Below are 18,739 nucleotides of genomic sequence, written 5' to 3' on the forward strand. Positions count from 1 at the left end.
GTACTAAAAATGAATGTTTTTCAAAATATTTATATAAAATGTTCATGGTTTTCAAATGAATACTTCATCAAATATGTTTTTTTCATAGCTTTTCGTCTAAAAAACACAAACCAACATTAATATGTAGTTTAAAATCACTATGATAATTTTATCAAATTAAGTAGTAATATTTTTATATTAACTCAAAACTAGTGAGCCCACTAAGTCGCTTAATCATAACCTCTATTTAAATGTAGTACATTAAGGGAACGTCAAGACAGAAGAAAAGATGCTTATTTATTACATGGAAATAGCATTGAGCTTATAATAAATGACTTTGTTAAAGCTTACGAGGAGACTCCGGAACCAGGATGAATTATCGTTTAAAAAAGCTGTTAGTTAGCTTAATAAATAGCTATGTTAAAGTTTAATGTTGATTTTTAGCACTTTGTTGATTGGAGGTGAATATATGAGACTTCTGCTTAGAGAAGCGTGTCAAAGGGAGACCCCACAGGCGCGCAGCTTACGAGGAGGCTCTCGGACCTAGGAAGAATTGTCCTTTGAAAAAGCCGGCAGTTGGGATTTTTCATTATTCTTCCCTAGGAAAAAATGTACTTTTTTCCCGGGAAAGCGAATGCCTGTAACGGAAATCAACAACAAAGTTTAACAGAGCCTAATAAATAAAAAAGCCACTTACATATTATTTGTGTAAGCGGCTTTTAATCATTGAGAAGAATGCTTTCTAAATGGCATTCCTGTACGTAATACACCTTTCGTTTCTACTCCACCAAGACCTTTTTCTCTTGTTAACGTGTTCCTTAAAACATCCCATACATTTATTCTTTCTACAAATGGAGTAAAGCTAATCTTCGCAACAATATAAACTGGATCTAGGGCATGAATGTTTACTCTAGAAGGAGAACTGGCAAAATTAGCTCCAGCCCTTATTAAGGATTCAAAATGAGATTGACATGCACCTGCAAAAATCACCAACTGATCAAGATGTGGCACTTTGCTTCGTGCGTTCCGAACAGTTTGCACAAAATGCTTTGAATGACGATAAGCATTAATATCATCTACTTCACCTTTATGCTTTGAGTAAGCATCATGACCTGTGATAACTAAAATATCAGGGCGATATTTAGCTAAAAGCTCACCAATTTTCTCTGGCATTTCTTTTTCTTGAACGTGAACACCATTTACAGGAACACCGATCTTTTCATATAAAGATAAACATTTTTGTAGATATAGTGGATCGCCATCTACATGTAGAACTCTACCTGGCAAATGGAAAAATTCTTCATTATGACTATAGCTCGAGGATGCCGTGTATTCCTGCTTCTCTCGTAATAACTGATAATCCTGCCTAAATAAAAAATAAGATTGATCAATACGTTCTTTTTCTTTTAATTTACGACTATTTCTCTCAATTTCATCTACAACAACTAAGTCACTACAATTTGCATCTGCTATTAGCCTTACTTCATCACCATATAAGATTGCAATCTGCTCACCATCAGCAGTTGTTTTCACATCGATAACCCTAAATAATACATCAAGCTTATATGACTGCCTTCCAACTACATCTCCAATTTTTACATGCATATTCTATCACTCCAATGAATGATTCACTTAAAAAATCATCTCTCATAATGGCTGTTTTTAATAAAATAATTTGGTAGAAGAAATACATTCCATTTTGTAGCAGATCCTTGCTTGCCACTTGAAACATAAGCAACAACCTTTAAAGAAACAGCACTCATATTTAAGAAAGGATATTTTTTCACAATGCCATATCTAATCTCTTTTATAAAAAGTATCCTTCTCTAGCCTATGTGAGAATTCAGAATTGGTGAAAGCGAAGATTATAAATTTCCTTTTTATGCAATTTTGAATGAAAAGTAAATAAATTCTAGCTTTTAAAAAAATGTTTATAATTAAAAAACCTAGATCACTAAAGAATATATTGATCTAGGTTTCCATAATAGTTATTCAGTTTTATTTATTAAATAAACCTTTATCTAGTGCTTCGCTTAATAAAGCAAATTCCTCAATAGATAGAGTTTCTCCTCTTCGTCTACTATCTATCTTTATATGTTCTAATGTTTCTTCAATTTTTAGCTTTGATTCTTTTCCATTAGGTAAAAAGTGAACTAGGTTATTTAAAATTGTTTTTCGCCTTTGTGCAAAGCCAGCTCTTATTATTTGAAAAAAGAATTCCTCATTCTCAACTTCAACTATTGGTTTATCTCTAACTAATAATCGAATGATTGCTGAATCGACGTTTGGCTGTGGAACAAATACTGTCTTTGGCACAGTCATAACTGTTTTAGCTTCTGTATAATATTGAACTGCTATAGACAAAGAACCATATTCCTTTGTTGATGGACTTGCCGCAATACGGTCTGCCACCTCTTTTTGAAGCATAACAACGATACCTTTAAGTGGTAGCTTTTCTTCTAATAGCTTCATAATAATTGGGGTAGTTACATAATAAGGAAGGTTTGCGACAACCATAATCTCTTCACAATCATTAAAGTTCTCATTTATAGCTTCCTGAAGGTTTGCTTCTAATACATCCTGGTGAATAACCTTTACATTTGGGTAAGGATCTAATGTTTCCTTTAAAATTGGTAATAACCGTTGATCAATTTCAAAGGCTACAACCTTTTTAGCTCGTCTTGCAAGCTGTTCGGTCAAAGCACCAATTCCAGGTCCGATTTCTATTACTCCTGTTTTATCGGTTACTTCTGCATGATCAACAATTCGCGAAAGAACATTTGGTTCAATTAGGAAGTTTTGACCCAGACTCTTTTTAAATGAAAAACCATATTTCTCTAAGATGGCTTTTGTTCTGACTGGGGTTGCAATATCTTTCATCATTAATTTTTTTCCTCCTGTATAATCCTGTTTATCGCTTCGTCATATTCTTCTTTAGTGATTTGAAACATATTTAATCTCTTATGAAGCTGTTTTCCATTTGTATAGCCAATCTTTAGTGAAATCCCTAATTTCTCACGTCTAGCCTTAGCTTGACTACCTCCAATTAAACCTGCATCAACTAAATCATCAAATGTAATATCACTTATGTATTCTTCCATTTCTTCCTTCACAGATTGTAATGCAAGACGGATCGATTCAGATGATGCATGTTCAACACCAATTCCCTTACCCCTTTTTGGTCTTGCTTCATCTTTTGTTAAAAATGCATGCTTACATCCCGCTACTTTTTCAGTAATGGTTTTCCTGATCTTTTCACCGGGAAAATCAGGGTCTGTAAAGATAATGACTCCTCTAGCCTTTTGTGCTAGTTTGATTTGTTCTATGACAGTATCACCAATAGATGATCCATTTGTTTCTATTGTATCAGCCTCTACAGCTCTTTTAATGGCTGTTGTATCATCTTTTCCTTCAACAACGATTATTTCTTTTATTTTCATTTTTTCCTCCAGATTATGAAACCTTCTTAGTTCTTAAATCGTCTAATTACTATAGAAAGAATAAAGTTTATATTTTCACCAAACTTATGTATGTAAGTATACTAAAAGTATATACTCGATTTACAATCAACAAAAGGTTTTACTTAAGTTTTAATTTTTATTATTACCACCATTTGTTTTAAAAATCAGCAGATATTTAGAAACAGATCCAAAAATTAAAAAAACAGAGGATTATAAAACCCTCTGTAACTCTTATTCTAATATTTTCACTTTTACTTTTTTCGAACCCCATCGATAGGCAGCTGATTTTGATGGAAAGAAAACATCAATCTTGTTTCCTTTAATTGCCGAACCAGTATCTGCTGCAACTGCATATCCATAGCCCTCGACATATACTTTAGTACCCAATGGTATAACATTTGGATCAACAGCAACTACCTTAGCATTTGGGTTTGCCCTTAAGTTAATTCCTGTCGCTGTGTTTCCTGAACATCCATTACAATTTGCTGTATACGCTGTTGAGTGTGCATAAAATTCTTTTGCAACAGAATCATTCCCCCGAGAAACAGTTGCTGTATTTGTCTGTTGAACAGCTTTAGTTCCTAACGCAACGACACGATCCTGACTTTCTTCAAGTGTTTCAGTTTTTATCAAATCTCTAGAAACTTCTTTTCCATTTTCTAAGACAACTTCATAATGCTTCTTTTGTTTACCTTCTTTACCTGATTCAATAACCTTTTGTTGCCCTTTTTCAATGCTGCTATCATTCTTTTGTACAACATTAAAGGCAATCGGTTCTTCCACTACATCGGTGACTTTTTCTATTCTAGTAACAATAACCTGGCTCTTTTCATCTAACTCTTCAGTAAGAGCTGGTTCTATTTTATCGAGTTCATTCAATTCAACATTTTGTTGTTTTAAAAAGTCAGCGACAGTAGTCGAAGTAGTCCATACCTGTTGTTTGTTTTCGCCAACATTTAGGGCAATCTTAAATGCTTTATCTATTGTTAATGACAAATCGTTTTTAATTGCGGTATCTAAAGCTGGGTTGATTTTATCGTGCTCTGTAACATTTAAATTCTCTTGCTCTATAAGTTCTTTTACTGTATCCGCAGAAGACCAAATTGTCCTTCGTTCATCACCTATAGCAACTTTGATTGGCTTAGCAGCTTTAAAGACAATCTTCATATTGTCTTTAATCTTTTCATTTTTTGCCGGTGATAGTTCATCTTCTTTTCTGGTATCTATATCTTTTTCAGCTAATAAATCATTAACTGTATCTGCATGTGTACGTATCTTTTGTTCTTTACCATCAATAGTTAGTGAGACAGTTTCCTTTGTTCCCTCATAGGTACCATAGGCTGTTCCAGTTCCTAATACTAGTAAACTAGTAGCAGATAGGACAATTTTGTTCTTTTTTAACCGTTCGGAAAACAGTTTTTTCACATTTTCAAATAAAATGAAAAACGCCTCCTTCTTCCTCGTGGATTATATAGAGTATCTTTCATCTTGTCAACCCTTCTAACGTTGTCTCATTTTTCCAACGTACTCATTATTATGCTAAACAAAAAGTAAAAAGGGAAGAAAGAGTTCTCGACAAAGTTATCCTATGAAAAAGAAGAGACATGTAGAACTAATTGATTTTACTCATAATATGGACAAGCTTTTCCACATCTCGACACCGTTCGTTATCGAGTTATGCCGAATACTTTTCTTGCGTTGTCGGATGTTTTTTGAGCAAACTCCTCATAGTCCATTTCCCTTAACTCCGCAATCTGCTCTGCTACATATTTTACATAGCTAGGCTCATTACGTTTACCTCTAAATGGATGTGGTGTTAAATATGGACAATCTGTTTCAATTAGCAGTCGATCCATTGGTATTTCTTTAGCAACTTCCTTTGGCTTCTTCGCATTTTTAAATGTTACAGGTCCACCAAATGATATGTAGAAGTTCATCTCTAAGCATTGTTTTGCTACCTCAGCACTTCCAGTAAAACAATGCATGATTCCACCAACTTCACTTGCATTTTCTTCTTGTAGTATGCTTACAACATCTTCTGTTGCGTCCCGGTTATGAATAATAATAGGCAGATTTACTTCTTTAGCAAGTTTAATTTGCTTTCGAAAAACATCCTTTTGAACATCCTTTGGAGACTTATCCCAATGATAATCCAATCCCATTTCTCCAATTGCTACTACCTTTGGGTGAGCCGATAGTTCTTTTATCCATGCTAAATCTTCATCTGTCATGTCTATCGCATCAACTGGATGCCAACCAACGGCTGCATAAATCATATCGTAATTGTTAGTAAGCTCCATTGCTTTTGTAATTGTTTGACGATCAAATCCAACTACAACAATATGAGTAACATTTTCAGAAACAGCTCGTTGTATAACCTCTTCCAAGTCTTCTTCGTATTGGATAGCATTTAAATGAGCATGTGTATCAAAAAGCATTTTTAATTCCTACTTTCTTATTTATTTCGACATAAGAAAAAGGACTTCAACAAAATGTTACACGTGGAACACTCTATTTAGACCTTTATCCTTATCTTTTATTATCCATTATTGTCGTTAATTCTTTACTTAATAAATACAAGTATCTTGTTACTAAGACCCTACTGAAACATTGTTACTGATAGACCTTATAAAAGACTAAAATGCGTTAATTATTCTTTTATAAGGTACGATTCAAAGAAGAAAAAACCACTGAACTGTATACAGTGCTCTATCCTTCTAATTATAAAAGCAACAAAACTTACAAAAGAGGCTAGCCCTAAAACAAAACACTTGTCATATTACTTATTTAACTTTTGATCCATTAGGAAGATTGCTATCAACAGTTGCTACTGATAAAACATCATCCTGAGAGCCAGCTAAGATCATCCCTTGTGATAATTCACCACGAAGTTTTACAGGTTTTAGGTTAACGATGCAGATTACTTTTTTACCAATAAGGTCTTCAGGTTTATAAAATTTAGCTATTCCTGAAACTACTTGTCTCTTTTCATATCCAAGATCGAGTTGTAGCTTTAAAAGACGATCTGCCTTCTTTACAGGCTCAACACTTATAACCTCTGCTACTCGCATATCTACTTTCATAAAATCATCAATCAGTATTTCTTCTTCTATAGAAGGTGGAGCCTGTTTTTCTTTCTTTTCTTCTTCAGCAGGAGCAGTGCCTTTCATTTGTGCTTTAATAAATTCCACTTCTTCATCTACCTCTAAGCGAGGGAAGATCGGTGATTGTTTATTAACAGTTGTTAAATGAATACGACCAAAAACAGACAAGCTTTCCCAATTTTGATTTTCTTCATCTTCTACTCCAAGCTGACTAAATATTTTTGCAGGAGTTTCTGTTAAAAATGGCTTTAGTAAAACACCCGTGATACGTAAAGACTCTGCTAAGTGAACCATAACTGATGCTAACTTATCACGACTTTCCTCATCTTTAGCTAATACCCATGGTTGTGTTTCATCGATATACTTATTCGTTCGGCTAATAAACTGCCATAAGGAAGATAATGCAATTGAGAACTCCATTTTGTCCATTGCTTCTTCATATTTTACAATTGTATTTTTGGAAATAGTAACGAGCTGATCATCAAAATCAGTTTGACTACCTTTATATTCAGGAACTTGACCGTCAAAGTACTTATCAATCATTGCTACTGTTCGATTTAATAAATTTCCTAAATCATTCGCTAAATCATAATTTACTCGATCAATGAAGCCTTCTGGTGTGAAAACTCCATCAGATCCAAATGGAACCTCTCTCAAAAGGTAATATCTAAGTGCATCTAATCCATATTTATCAATTAACGTAACAGGATCAACTACATTACCTTTGGATTTAGACATTTTTCCATCCTTCATCAATAGCCAACCATGAGCGAAAACCTTTTTAGGTAAAGGTAAGTCTAATGCCATTAACATAATCGGCCAATAGATTGTGTGGAATCGGACAATTTCCTTCCCAACGATATGAACATCTGCAGGCCAGAATTTTTTATATTTCTCATCTTCTTCTGTTCCATACCCAAGAGCAGTAATGTAATTTGATAGTGCGTCTATCCACACATAAATGACATGCTTAGGATCTCCTGGAACCTTTACACCCCAATCAAAGGTAGTACGAGATACAGCTAAATCCTCAAGACCTGGTTTAATGAAATTATTAACCATTTCATTTTTTCTTGATTCTGGTTGTATAAACTCTGGGTTATCTTCATAGAAAGCTAGAAGACGATCCGCATATTTACTCATTTTAAAGAAATATGATTCTTCTTTTACTAATTCAACAGGATGTCCACTATCTGGGCTTTTTCCCCCAATTATTTTGCCATCTTCCTTTATTGGGTCAACCAACTGTAATTCGGTATAAAAGGTTTCATCTGGTACTGAATACCAGCCTTCATATTCATCAAGATAAATATCACCCTGCTCTAAAAGCTTAGAGAAGATTTTCTCTACAACAATTTTATGACGAGTTTCAGTTGTTCTAATAAAGTCATCATATGAGATATCCATCTTGCCCCAAAGCTCTTTAATACCTGAAACAATATCGTCAACATATTGCTGAGGTGTAACATTTGTTTCTTCTGCTTTACGTTGTATCTTTTGTCCATGTTCATCAGTACCTGTTAAGTACATAACTTCGAAGCCTCTCATCCGTTTATAACGGGCCATAGCATCTCCAGCTACTGTTGTATAAGCATGTCCAATATGAAGTTTTCCACTTGGATAATATATTGGAGTTGTAATATAAAATGTATTTTTATTGTTTTCCATTATGTAGCCTCCCTAGCATTAACGTGTACATGCTAAATGTTTGTTTTATTTAGCAAAGTATTATGTATAAATATTTAAAACAAAATAAAACAAGTAATTTTTTACACTTACTTAAATTTATCACAATTGCTATTAAGTATTCTCCTATTATGATTAGCATTTTATAAATCATACTACAAGAAAAACCCAAGCACTCACCTATCTTCTCCAAACATAAGGTGAGCGGTAACAGAAAATACCCTTTCCCCATCAATTCCTACCTGATTTATGATTCGAGCAGATGGTGGTGCCTGAAGCTAGACACTCAAAAAAACGCCCTCGCCCTAAAGGACGAGAGCGAATTGATTACTGACGTTCTTCGAATTAAATAGTAGCAACCAAGTCCTTATGTGTTGGTCTACTTTTAACACCATATAGAATAGTAATATTTAATCTATTTTTCTCATGCATAGCAATCATATATATGAACAAATTTTCTCACTCTTTATGATAACATCTTAGCCTTTAATATCAAGAATATATACATAAAGAAATAATATTTATTTGAGTCAACTTTAGTTCGACATTAGCACAGTAGTTATTTGTCGAATATTCTTAGAATAATGTCGAAAAACAGAATATAAAAAGGACGTAAAATATGTATCTATTTTACATATTTGAACTTCCAAAAAAAGGTTTAAATTCCTGGAATTGAGGGTATAAACCTATTAAAATCCTATGAACAAAGGGTTTATTCTTAATTCACATTTTTTTCATATGGAAAAATAATAAAAAAGATTGACGTAAAATGGAAACACTGATATGCTTAAAAAGCAAATCAGTTTTTGTCGAATATTGACGAAGTTATCACAAAAAAAATTTAAATATAGATATGTTTAATCTGAGAGGAGATTATTATATTATGAAATCTACTGGTATTGTAAGAAAAGTTGACGAATTAGGTCGTGTAGTTATTCCAATCGAATTACGTCGTACATTAGGTATTGCAGAGAAAGATGCTTTAGAAATTTACGTTGATGATGAAAAAATCATTCTTAAAAAATATAAGCCAAATATGACTTGCCAAGTAACTGGAGAAGTATCTGATAATAACCTTGCATTAGCAAATGGAAAATTAGTTCTAAGCCGTGAAGGTGCAGAGCAAATTTTATCAGAAATTCAAAACCAATTAGTTCAAAAATAATAGCAATCTAAAAAGGGATGAAAAATCATCCCTTTTTTATTACCTACTATTCAACATGGTAGGCTTGATAAACATCTCTTTTCTGCATTTTCCTATCTAACGCAACCTTTTTGATTGCTTCTTTGGAGGAAAAGTCATCTTGTATGTAATGATTAACATGCTCAGTAATACTAAGTGATTCCCACCAAACATCAGTATCTAACAACGGTTCTTCAGAACTTCCCTCTATAATAATGCAAAACTCACCACGAATTTCATTATTAATAGACCAGTTTATTACATCTTCTACGTTACCTCTAATGAATTCTTCAAATTTCTTTGTTAATTCTCTTGATAAACAAATCGCACGATTCCCTAAATACTCATGAATTAATTGTAGTGTTTCTTTTAATCGATGAGGAGATTCATAAAAGATCATTGTTTCAGTTTTCATTTTCAACATTTCAAGTTGATTCTTTTTTTCCTTTTTTTGTCGATCTAAAAATCCAAAGAAGTAAAAAGGCTGTGGTGATATTCCTGATGCAATCAATGCAGTTAATGCAGCATTAGCTCCTGGTAGTGGTATCACATGTCCTCCTAGCTCTAGAACCTGATTAACTAACTCACTTCCTGGATCTGAAATAGTTGGCATTCCCGCATCACTTACTAGTGCAATATTTTTTCCTTGCTCTAGTAAATCTACAACACGATGTCCGCTTGATTCTTTATTATGTTCATGATAGCTGAAAATTGGCGTTTCGATCTCAAAATGATTACATAGCTTCTTTGATTGTCTCGTATCTTCTGCAGCAATCATATCAACTTCCTTCAAAATGTTAACTGCCCTAAAGGTCATATCCTCTAAATTACCAATTGGTGTTGGTACTAAATATAAACTACCTATACGGCGATCAGTAGCTATAAAACTCTTCTGCTGTGATAACATACTACTTTCACCTTCTCTTTATATGTCTTTTTATTACTTTTTTATTTTTGGCTCTGTTAAACTTTGTTGTTGATTTTCGTTACAGACATTTACTTTCCCGGGAGCCTCCTCGGCGCGAGTTTCTGCGGGGTCTCCTATGGACACGGCTCCCGCAAGAGTTTCATACCCTTCACTTTAATAAACAAAGTGCTAAAAAATCAACATTAAACTTTAGCATAGCCTTAATTTTATAAAATTTGATTATTCTTTATCTCCATATAGAATTTTTCTTATCTCTGGTGTATATTCATTATCTTCATTATAGACAAATATTGGAGGTAATAACTTTAAATCAGATCGTCCTCCTCTTATTCCTTCTATTAATAAGATGTTTGCTTCTTTACCCCGTTTAGGAAAAACAAACTGAATTCTCTTTGGTTCAATATCATATTTCCTCATTAACTCAACAATATCTATTAATCGTCCAGGTCTATGTACAAGAGCGACCTTTCCACCTTGATTTACAAGTTTACTACAAGTTTTTATCACATCATCTAGTGTACAGAGAATTTCATGTCTAGCAATAGCAAAATGTTCATTTATATTTTGCATATCCTTTTGAGGAGTTGTTGCAAAATAAGGTGGATTGCAAGTTACAACGTCAAACTTGTTGTTTCCAAACTTCTTAGGTATATCCTTAAGATCACCATGAATCATATGGATTTGATTTTCAAGCTTATTATATTGAATACTTCTAACTGCCATGTGATAAAGTCTTTCTTGAATTTCCACACCAGTAATTTCACCTTTCGTTCTAGTACTTAAAATCAATGGCACAATCCCATTACCAGTACATAGATCTAACACTTTCCCTTTTTTTACAGGCATATAAGCAAATCTTGAAAGTAACACAGCATCTAAAGAAAAGGAAAAGACGGTAGGACTTTGGATAATCCTTAAGTCTTCTGCTAATAAATAATCAAGTCTCTCATCACCTATTAATTCAATCATTATTCAATACTCCTTATGTATAACTCTTTTCTTACCTAAAGACTCTTTTCTGAAGGATTGTTGCTAATTACCCTAATTCCCTGTTAGTAACTTTGTTTTTATCTTATAAAAGGTACTATTTTATGAAGAAAAGATGCTACTAAGCTTTATACAGTGCTGTTTTCTTCATAACTAAAAGCAACAAAGCTTTTAGAAACAGCCTACCTCTAAAAAAAAGCTGACACGTTTGCATAATATTTATCCCCCTCTATTTTATAAAAGAGGGATAAAAAAGCATGAGTCAGCCTTGTTATTTCTTATTTAAGAATGATAAGCAAAATAAACAATCTCCGTCTTTTCTAATACTACCATAATGTAAGTTACAAATATGAAAGCCCTCTTGATAAAGACGTGCTAAGTTGTCGTAGCCTTCACCTACATCAACCTGTTTTAGATTCTTTTGCTGTTTTTCTTTTGATTTCGTTTTCTTAGTTTTTGCTGTTTGATTTTGGCTATTAATGGTTGAGTCCAACCGTCTGCGCAAGTTATCATTCTCAATTTGCAAATGATGATTTTCCTCAATAAGCTCCCCGAGATGTTGCTTTAGTTCACCTAATTGAGTATATAAAGATCCTATTTGTTCTTCCATGCTACTAACAGATTCGAAAATCTCTTTTTTATCCACTTGTTCCACCTCATCAGTCTGTGGATTGCATTGGAACTAAGCCTTCTTTCTGCAATTCATCCCAAGTGTATTCTACCACGCGTTCTTGTTCAACTAATCTCACCTGTATAACCTGCTCTAAAATATTTAACCCTACCACTTTTCCTAATCCATTAGGTGTGATAATCTGCTCTCCTAAATCAGGTAGCTTCTCTTTTGCTGACTCATATTCATCATTTTCATATTTTAAACAACACATTAAACGACCGCATAGTCCAGAAATTTTTGTTGGATTTAATGAAAGGTTTTGATCCTTTGCCATTTTAATTGACACAGGCTCAAAATCACCTAAGAACGTGGAACAGCAAAGCATACGACCACAAGGACCAATTCCGCCAAGCATTTTCGCCTCATCACGAACTCCAATTTGTCTAAGCTCTATTCTAGTTTTAAAGATAGCTGCTAAGTCTTTAACAAGCTCTCTAAAATCCACACGACCATCAGCAGTGAAATAGAAAATAACTTTATTTCGGTCAAATGTATATTCAACATCCACTAATTTCATATCTAAGCCATGTTCCAATACTTTTTTCTGACATACTTCATATGCCTCTGTAGCAGCATCAAGATTTTCTTGAACCATTAAACGGTCCTTATCATCTGCTAATCTAATAACTTTTTTCAGTGGAAGAACAACATCATGCTCTTCAACCTTTTTATTATTTAGAACAACCTTACCAAACTCAATTCCTCTTATTGTTTCAACTATAACGAAATCATCATCGTTTATATGAAGACCACTAGGGTCGAAATAATATATTTTGCCCGCTTTCTTAAAGCGAACTCCTACAACATTATACAAAACTATCCCTCCTGCAATGTTAAAACCAATTGTTCCATCAGTAATTGTGGATTTACATTGGCATGAAGCCTTTTTTTAGCTTCTAAAATAGAAGTAATTTTCTCAGTTACACTTCTTTGAGTCATTTGAAGGGCATGCTGCTTTACTAACTGCATCAAGTCTTGAAAAATCACTTGTTCATCATTTCCAACTTGAACAGATAATATATCTTTATAAAGGTATAAAAGCAAATCTAATCCTGTATCTTGTTTTTCTTTATCATTAAAGTGGCTCATCCACTCGGTGTGTATATATAATGGAGCTTGTCCTTTACGATTAACAAGCACTTCATATAATTTTATCACTTTCATTCTTGCTTGCGCAAACCAATCATCTTTTGATAGCTCAAATGCTGCATCAGTATCATTTGTTAATTGTGAAACTAGCGCTGCTATATTAACAGAAACACCTGATTCTTTAAGTGTTTCTTGAATGACTTTTGGTTGTAAGGGATGAAAAGATAATAACTGACAGCGAGACAAAATTGTATTAAGCATTTTATGATACTGCTCAGTTAAGAGAATGGCAATCGTATTTGCATTAGGCTCTTCTAAAAACTTCAAAAGACTATTTGCTGCATTAACTGTCATTTTATCAGCATGAACAATCATATAAAGCTTCTTACTCGATTCAACACCTGATTTAGAGAACTCCTCTTGTAACTCTTGAATTTGACCCTTTTTTATTGAGAGACCATCTGGTTCGATAATGTGAACATCAGGATGATTACCAGAGTCAATTCTTTTACAGTTTTTACAATTTTGACATGGTTCATAATCTTGAAGGTCTTCACAAAGAAAGCTTTTTGCTAGGAGGATTCCTACATCCTTTTTCCCTGTTCCTTTTTTCCCTTCAAATAAATATGCATGTGCCAAACGTTCCTTCTCAATACTATTTGCTAATAGTTTAATAACACGTGGCTGATAGGTAGCTAGTTCTTTCCAGTTTTTTTTCATTGCTCATCACTCTCTACGTATAAAGGTTAATAAGTAACCCTTTAATTTCACCAATTTTTGAAAGAAGATCAATTGTAGGACTTTCCTTATTAACAATTTCATCAGCTAAATCAATTAAAGACTTATCAACCTGTTCAACAATCTTTAAAGATCGGCTATTACCATTATAATCCCAACTTCTTGATTGCTTCATATCCATTCCATATTCAACAGCTTCATGGATAAATTTCTTAACTAAAAGTTTATATTTTGAAAGATCACTAAAATTTCTTGATTTTGATAATCTTCGACCTGCATCCTCTATATTTCCTAACAGCTTATTAAGCTGATCCATTTGGAGCTTATCACCTTGTTTTGTTACCATATCTTGAAATCCTTTAGAGGTAGCTTGTGTGATCTTCTGCTCCATTCCCCGTTTATCCATCGTTGAACGTATATCTTGACTTACCTTCATCACTTAACCCTCCATGGTCAATTCAAAATCAGTAACTTTCTAATACTGATGAAATTGTTCTACTGGTAATACAAATACAGTTGCACCACCTACCTCAACTTCAACAGGATAAGGAATAAAAGAATCGGCATTACCACCCATTGGTGAAACAGGTGCAACAAGTTGATCTCTGGATTTACAGTTATCCTTCACAATTTGCAATGCCTTATCAACTCTTATATCATCTGTACCTATCATAAAAGTAGTGTTTCCTGATTTAAGGAAACCACCTGAACTTGATAATTTTGTTACTCGGAAATTATGATCTGTAAGTGCATTTAATAGCTTATTACTATCCTGGTCCTGTACAACAACAATAATTAACTTCACAATAAAACCTCCTTATATTGTAACACGTTCATCTATGGTATTCATTGCATCTTTAATGGTAATTTAAAGGATACCTTCACTAAATTAAGTTATATTCCTTTAACACCCTTTTCACGTCAGATACTACCTGATCAATCGTTTGCTCTGCATTGATAATCACTATTCTCTCTTGAAATCTTTCTATTACCTTTTGATAACCATCTTGAACTTTTTGATGAAAAGAAAGGTCTTCTAGATCAAGTCGATTTATTTCTCTATCAGAATTAACTGCGATTCTTTCAAGACCAACTTTAGGATCTATTTTAAAATAAAATGTTAAATCAGGCATAATCCCATTTATAGCAAATTCATTTATAGATAAAACTTCATCTATTCCTAAACCTCTTGCGTAGCCTTGATATGCTAAAGAGCTATCAATGAATCTATCGCAAAATACATTTTTCCCTTTATTTATTTCTGGAATTACTTTTTCCACCAAATGCTGTCTTCTAGCAGCAGCATATAAAAGAGCCTCAGTTCTTGAATCCATTTCAATATGATCTTTATTTAAGATAACTTCTCGTATCTTCTCTGCTATAAGTATACCGCCTGGTTCCCTAGTAAATATAACCTCAGACTTTGCTTCTGTTAAATCCTTCATCAATCTTTCTAATACAGTTGTTTTACCCGCCCCTTCAGGACCTTCAAAGGTAATAAATTTACCTGCCAATACCTCTCACCCTCTATTCTTATAAATCTTTATGTTTCCTTGCCTTATATTATTATCACCTTGTATATTGATACCCATCTCAAGCATTTCCTTTAACTGTTCTATTAAATCCTTTGTTATTGTTTCACCTACTATTATTAACGGTATTCCAGGTGGATAAGGAATAATCGACTCTGCTGAAATAGCTCCGATAGCATCTTCTAATTTAATTAATTCCTTCTCACATATTTTTAAAACTGAGTATGGTTGTTCTAACCTATTAATACCCTTATTTTGCTTGTAATGTAATTGTACTCGTTTATTAGCAGTAATTGATATAGAAGTTGTTGATGTTTTTTTACTCAAATGCTCTAAATTAACAACTTTATGATCTAATGGCAGTATCATCAATGCATTTAAAGGATCTGCTAGCTCAATAAAGACATTGTGTAATTCAAACCAATCTTGCAACTCATAACCCGATAATCCAGAAGTTGACCGAACAGTTATTTTAAGTGGATCTATATGAACAAATGGATCTGCTGATTCTAATATCTCTAGACCATCAATATTCGTAAGTTGTTCTTTTATATTAATTATTGCTTTTAGTATACTATCTATTCCTTGATTATCTATCAGTTCTTCAAGATAAGCTCTTGCCAAATCAAGAGACGCCATGATTGGATAAGAAGGACTACTACTTTGCAAAACAGCTAAGTAGAATTCTACCTTTTCCCTATCAATAAGGTTACTATTATAGTGTAAAAAAGAACCCATTGTCATGGCTGGTAGTGTTTTATGAGCAGAATGGACAATCATATCTGCTCCTGTATCAACTGCTGAAGCAGGAAATTCTATACCAGCTTTAAAATGTGCACCGTGTGCTTCATCAACAAGCACAGGAATACCACAACTATGTGCAAGCTCAACCGCTTCTTTCAAGTCAACAGTTAATCCATAATAATTGGGATTAGTTAATATTAGCGCCTTCGCATTAGGATATCTATCAATAGCATGTTTGATTGTTTGCATTTCAACATAACTAGGTACTTGTAATACAGTATCTATTTTTGGTGACAAAAAGATGGGGGTCGCTCCAGCAAGCTGAATAGCATTGATAATCGATTTATGAGAATTTCTTTGGACAAGAACCTCATCACCTTCATTACAGCTAGCTAAAATCATCGCCATATTTCCTACAGTTGATCCATTCACTAAAAAATAAGAGTTTTTCACTCCATAAAGCTTTGCTGTAAGCTCCTGCGACTCAGCAATAACATCAGTAGGGTGATGTAGATCATCTAATCCAGTTAGTTCAGTAACATCTAAAGATAAAATATTCTTATAGATTTCCTCTGCTTGATTTATAAAGACCTTCCCATTTTTATGTCCCGGTACATGGAAGGATAAAGATTTTCTCTTTGCGTGTTGCATCAAAGCCGTAAAGAGAGGAGTGTACATATATAGATCAACGTCCTTTACTTATATTAAATAATTATAACAATACTTATATGTAACAGTATATACAAGGTTGTATATATTTGTATTAAGTAGATACAACAAAAGCATAGGTGCTTTTTACTTATTGATGATTATCTCCATATATACGTAAAAAAGGCTAACATTGTGTTAGCCTTTTAATCATGTATTCTATTATGAATAAAGTGGGGGATTTTTTACCCTACTCAATTTTTCAACGAAGTATTTATACTTTTCATCAGATGTTTGTGTACTATTTATTTCTTTTTCACATTCTACACAAATAAAACTTGTATAGAGATGAATTCCCATAGATTTTTCTTTATCACATATAATACAAGTTTCCCCTTTAGACATTTCTAAGCTATTAGAATTCAAAATCTCCACCTCCATACTTTCTATTGTTACCAAGTTTCTATATTGTATACACAATTTAATCAATTTAGTTAATATGGATATTAACACTGTATGTAGGGTTTCCTTTATTGTGCCTGTTCATTTTTTAAAATGGTCATTTTCTGAAAGCTCATTGCTATGCCTTGATTAATACTGAGGATATTAATTCATGTACAAAAGATGTGATCAGCCTTTATATACTGAATAAAAATAAGTAAAATGTTTTAATAAAGAATGTACTTTTACTTTCAACTAACCAATTATACTATCATGTTTATACTCTTAGATGTTTCAGACCATACAACAATTGCTTACTTTTGAGGTTCTCTTTTTTGATGACGGACATTTGACTTGGAATACTGTTCTCTTATGGGCTCATCTCTTTGATGACGACCTTTAGACTTGGAATACTGTTCTCTTATGGGCTTCACCTCCTTGATGACGGACATTTGACTTTGGTTTCTGTTCTCTTATGAGCTTCATCTCCTTGATGACGGACATTTGACTTGAGATTCTGCTCTCTTATGGATCTCATCTCCTTGATGACAAACTTTAGACTATTGATCTTGTATCATTACTTAGCGATATCAGACTATATGTCAGATCCTCATTCGCTGCCATACACTTTCTTCTTGCTTCTCCTAAGCCTCAGGCTAGTAATGCTTTTTAGTCTCTACCTCTTACAAAATATCTTTGATATAAATAAATTAATGGAATAATCAACTTTTTTCTTATCTTTTTCTATACAAAAAAAAGACCAGTATCTCTACTGATCTTTCCCACTCTTTACTTGGCGACGTCCTACTCTCACAGGAGGAAACCCCCAACTACCATCGGCGCAAGAGCTTAACTTCCGCGTTCAGATTTCGGCTTGCGATAAGCGGCGAATCTCCGCGTCAGCTTGTTCATTCAGATCCTCATGTGCCAAATACGCACATTCCGGTCTTCATTCGCTGCGCTTCCTTGACCTTCTTGCTTCTCCCAAGCCTCAGGCTAGCAATGCTTTTTAGTCTCCACCTTTTAAACAACATCTTCGATATTAATAAAATAATGGAATGATCAATCTAGTTTTATTTTTATACAAAAAAAGACCAGTATCTCTACTGATCTTTCCCTCTCTTTACTTGGCGACGTCCTACTCTCACAGGGGGAAACCCCCAACTACCATCGGCGCAAGAGCTTAACTTCCGCGTTCGGATATCGGCTTGCGATAAGCGGCGAATCTCCTCGTCAGCTTGTTCATTCAGATCCTCATGTGCCAAATACGCACATTCCGGTCTTCATTCGCTGCGCTTCCTTGACCTTCTTGCTTCTCTCAAGCCTCAGGCTAGCAATGCTTTTTAGTCTCCACCTTTTAAACAACATCTTCGATATTAATAAAATAATGGAATGATCAATCTAGTTTTATTTTTATACAAAAAAAGACCAGTATCTCTACTGATCTTTCCCATTCTTTACTTGGCGACGTCCTACTCTCACAGGGGGAAACCCCCAACTACCATCGGCGCTGAAGAGCTTAACTTCCGTGTTCGGCATGGGAACG

18 protein-coding genes and 1 rRNA gene are annotated in these 18,739 nt (G+C 33.8%); 1 reads left to right on the forward strand and 18 read right to left on the reverse strand.

What is annotated here, in order from left to right; genetic code table 11:
• Positions 1–702: 702 nt before the first annotated feature.
• From yabG to metG, 7 genes are all read right to left on the reverse strand, one after another.
• Positions 703–1,584 carry a sporulation peptidase YabG gene (gene yabG, locus JOC75_RS22625; protein ID WP_204956202.1) on the reverse strand — a complete coding sequence of 294 codons (882 nt, stop codon included), beginning with the start codon at positions 1,582–1,584 and terminating at the stop codon, positions 703–705.
• A 35-nt stretch (positions 1,585–1,619) separates the two neighbouring features.
• Positions 1,620–1,766 carry a hypothetical protein gene (locus tag JOC75_RS22630; protein WP_204956203.1) on the reverse strand — a complete coding sequence of 49 codons (147 nt, stop codon included), beginning with the start codon at positions 1,764–1,766 and terminating at the stop codon, positions 1,620–1,622.
• A gap of 211 nt (positions 1,767–1,977) precedes the next feature.
• Complete coding sequence (rsmA, locus tag JOC75_RS22635) at positions 1,978–2,862, reverse strand: 16S rRNA (adenine(1518)-N(6)/adenine(1519)-N(6))-dimethyltransferase RsmA (protein ID WP_204956204.1); 885 nt, start codon at positions 2,860–2,862, stop codon at positions 1,978–1,980.
• Complete coding sequence (gene rnmV, locus JOC75_RS22640; RefSeq protein WP_204956205.1) at positions 2,862–3,419, reverse strand: ribonuclease M5; 558 nt, start codon at positions 3,417–3,419, stop codon at positions 2,862–2,864. Before rnmV ends, rsmA begins: the two co-directional genes overlap by 1 nt.
• Before the next feature lie 252 nt (positions 3,420–3,671).
• Positions 3,672–4,865, reverse strand: a complete 1,194-nt coding sequence (locus JOC75_RS22645; protein WP_204956206.1) for a ubiquitin-like domain-containing protein — start codon at positions 4,863–4,865, stop codon at positions 3,672–3,674.
• A 242-nt stretch (positions 4,866–5,107) separates the two neighbouring features.
• Positions 5,108–5,878, reverse strand: coding sequence for a TatD family hydrolase (locus JOC75_RS22650; RefSeq protein WP_204956207.1), 771 nt, complete (start codon positions 5,876–5,878; stop codon positions 5,108–5,110).
• Between the two features lie 345 nt (positions 5,879–6,223).
• Complete coding sequence (metG, locus tag JOC75_RS22655) at positions 6,224–8,212, reverse strand: methionine--tRNA ligase (RefSeq protein ID WP_204956208.1); 1,989 nt, start codon at positions 8,210–8,212, stop codon at positions 6,224–6,226.
• Between the two features lie 901 nt (positions 8,213–9,113).
• On the opposite strand from metG, the gene abrB reads away from it, so the two are divergent.
• Entirely contained in the window at positions 9,114–9,395 is a 282-nt protein-coding gene (gene abrB / locus JOC75_RS22660) for a transition state genes transcriptional regulator AbrB (protein ID WP_146950559.1), read from the forward strand.
• Positions 9,396–9,441: 46 nt separating this feature from the next.
• Here the strand turns inward: abrB and rsmI are convergent, their stop codons facing one another.
• From rsmI to rrf, 11 genes are all read right to left on the reverse strand, one after another.
• Positions 9,442–10,320, reverse strand: a complete 879-nt coding sequence (rsmI, locus tag JOC75_RS22665) for a 16S rRNA (cytidine(1402)-2'-O)-methyltransferase (protein ID WP_204956209.1) — start codon at positions 10,318–10,320, stop codon at positions 9,442–9,444.
• Positions 10,321–10,560: 240 nt separating this feature from the next.
• Positions 10,561–11,310: a tRNA1(Val) (adenine(37)-N6)-methyltransferase gene (locus tag JOC75_RS22670; RefSeq protein ID WP_204956210.1), complete on the reverse strand. Its 750-nt coding sequence runs from the start codon at positions 11,308–11,310 to the stop codon at positions 10,561–10,563.
• A gap of 289 nt (positions 11,311–11,599) precedes the next feature.
• Positions 11,600–11,974 carry a DNA replication initiation control protein YabA gene (gene yabA / locus JOC75_RS22675; RefSeq protein ID WP_146950602.1) on the reverse strand — a complete coding sequence of 125 codons (375 nt, stop codon included), beginning with the start codon at positions 11,972–11,974 and terminating at the stop codon, positions 11,600–11,602.
• A gap of 13 nt (positions 11,975–11,987) precedes the next feature.
• The gene (ricT, locus tag JOC75_RS22680; protein ID WP_146950556.1) at positions 11,988–12,815 is read right to left on the reverse strand and encodes a competence/sporulation regulator complex protein RicT; all 828 of its coding nucleotides are present in this window, start codon (positions 12,813–12,815) and stop codon (positions 11,988–11,990) included.
• 2 nt (positions 12,816–12,817) lie between these two features.
• Positions 12,818–13,810: a DNA polymerase III subunit delta' gene (holB, locus tag JOC75_RS22685; RefSeq protein ID WP_204956211.1), complete on the reverse strand. Its 993-nt coding sequence runs from the start codon at positions 13,808–13,810 to the stop codon at positions 12,818–12,820.
• 13 nt (positions 13,811–13,823) lie between these two features.
• Positions 13,824–14,264: a YaaR family protein gene (locus JOC75_RS22690; RefSeq protein WP_146950554.1), complete on the reverse strand. Its 441-nt coding sequence runs from the start codon at positions 14,262–14,264 to the stop codon at positions 13,824–13,826.
• A 39-nt stretch (positions 14,265–14,303) separates the two neighbouring features.
• Positions 14,304–14,633 carry a cyclic-di-AMP receptor gene (locus JOC75_RS22695; protein WP_146950553.1) on the reverse strand — a complete coding sequence of 110 codons (330 nt, stop codon included), beginning with the start codon at positions 14,631–14,633 and terminating at the stop codon, positions 14,304–14,306.
• Positions 14,634–14,712: 79 nt separating this feature from the next.
• On the reverse strand, positions 14,713–15,342 hold the full coding sequence (gene tmk / locus JOC75_RS22700; protein ID WP_204956212.1) for a dTMP kinase: 630 nt from the start codon (positions 15,340–15,342) through the stop codon (positions 14,713–14,715).
• A 6-nt stretch (positions 15,343–15,348) separates the two neighbouring features.
• A complete protein-coding gene (locus tag JOC75_RS22705; protein ID WP_204956213.1) occupies positions 15,349–16,782 on the reverse strand; it encodes an aminotransferase class I/II-fold pyridoxal phosphate-dependent enzyme in 1,434 nt (477 codons plus the stop codon).
• Positions 16,783–16,974: 192 nt separating this feature from the next.
• A complete protein-coding gene (locus JOC75_RS22710; protein ID WP_420828049.1) occupies positions 16,975–17,187 on the reverse strand; it encodes a sigma factor G inhibitor Gin in 213 nt (70 codons plus the stop codon).
• A gap of 1,465 nt (positions 17,188–18,652) precedes the next feature.
• Positions 18,653–18,739: ribosomal RNA gene (gene rrf / locus JOC75_RS22715) — 5S ribosomal RNA — on the reverse strand; the annotation flags it as partial.

Origin of the sequence: Metabacillus crassostreae, from assembly GCF_016908395.1 — a bacterium.
GTDB classification, from domain to species: domain Bacteria; phylum Bacillota; class Bacilli; order Bacillales; family Bacillaceae; genus Metabacillus; species Metabacillus crassostreae.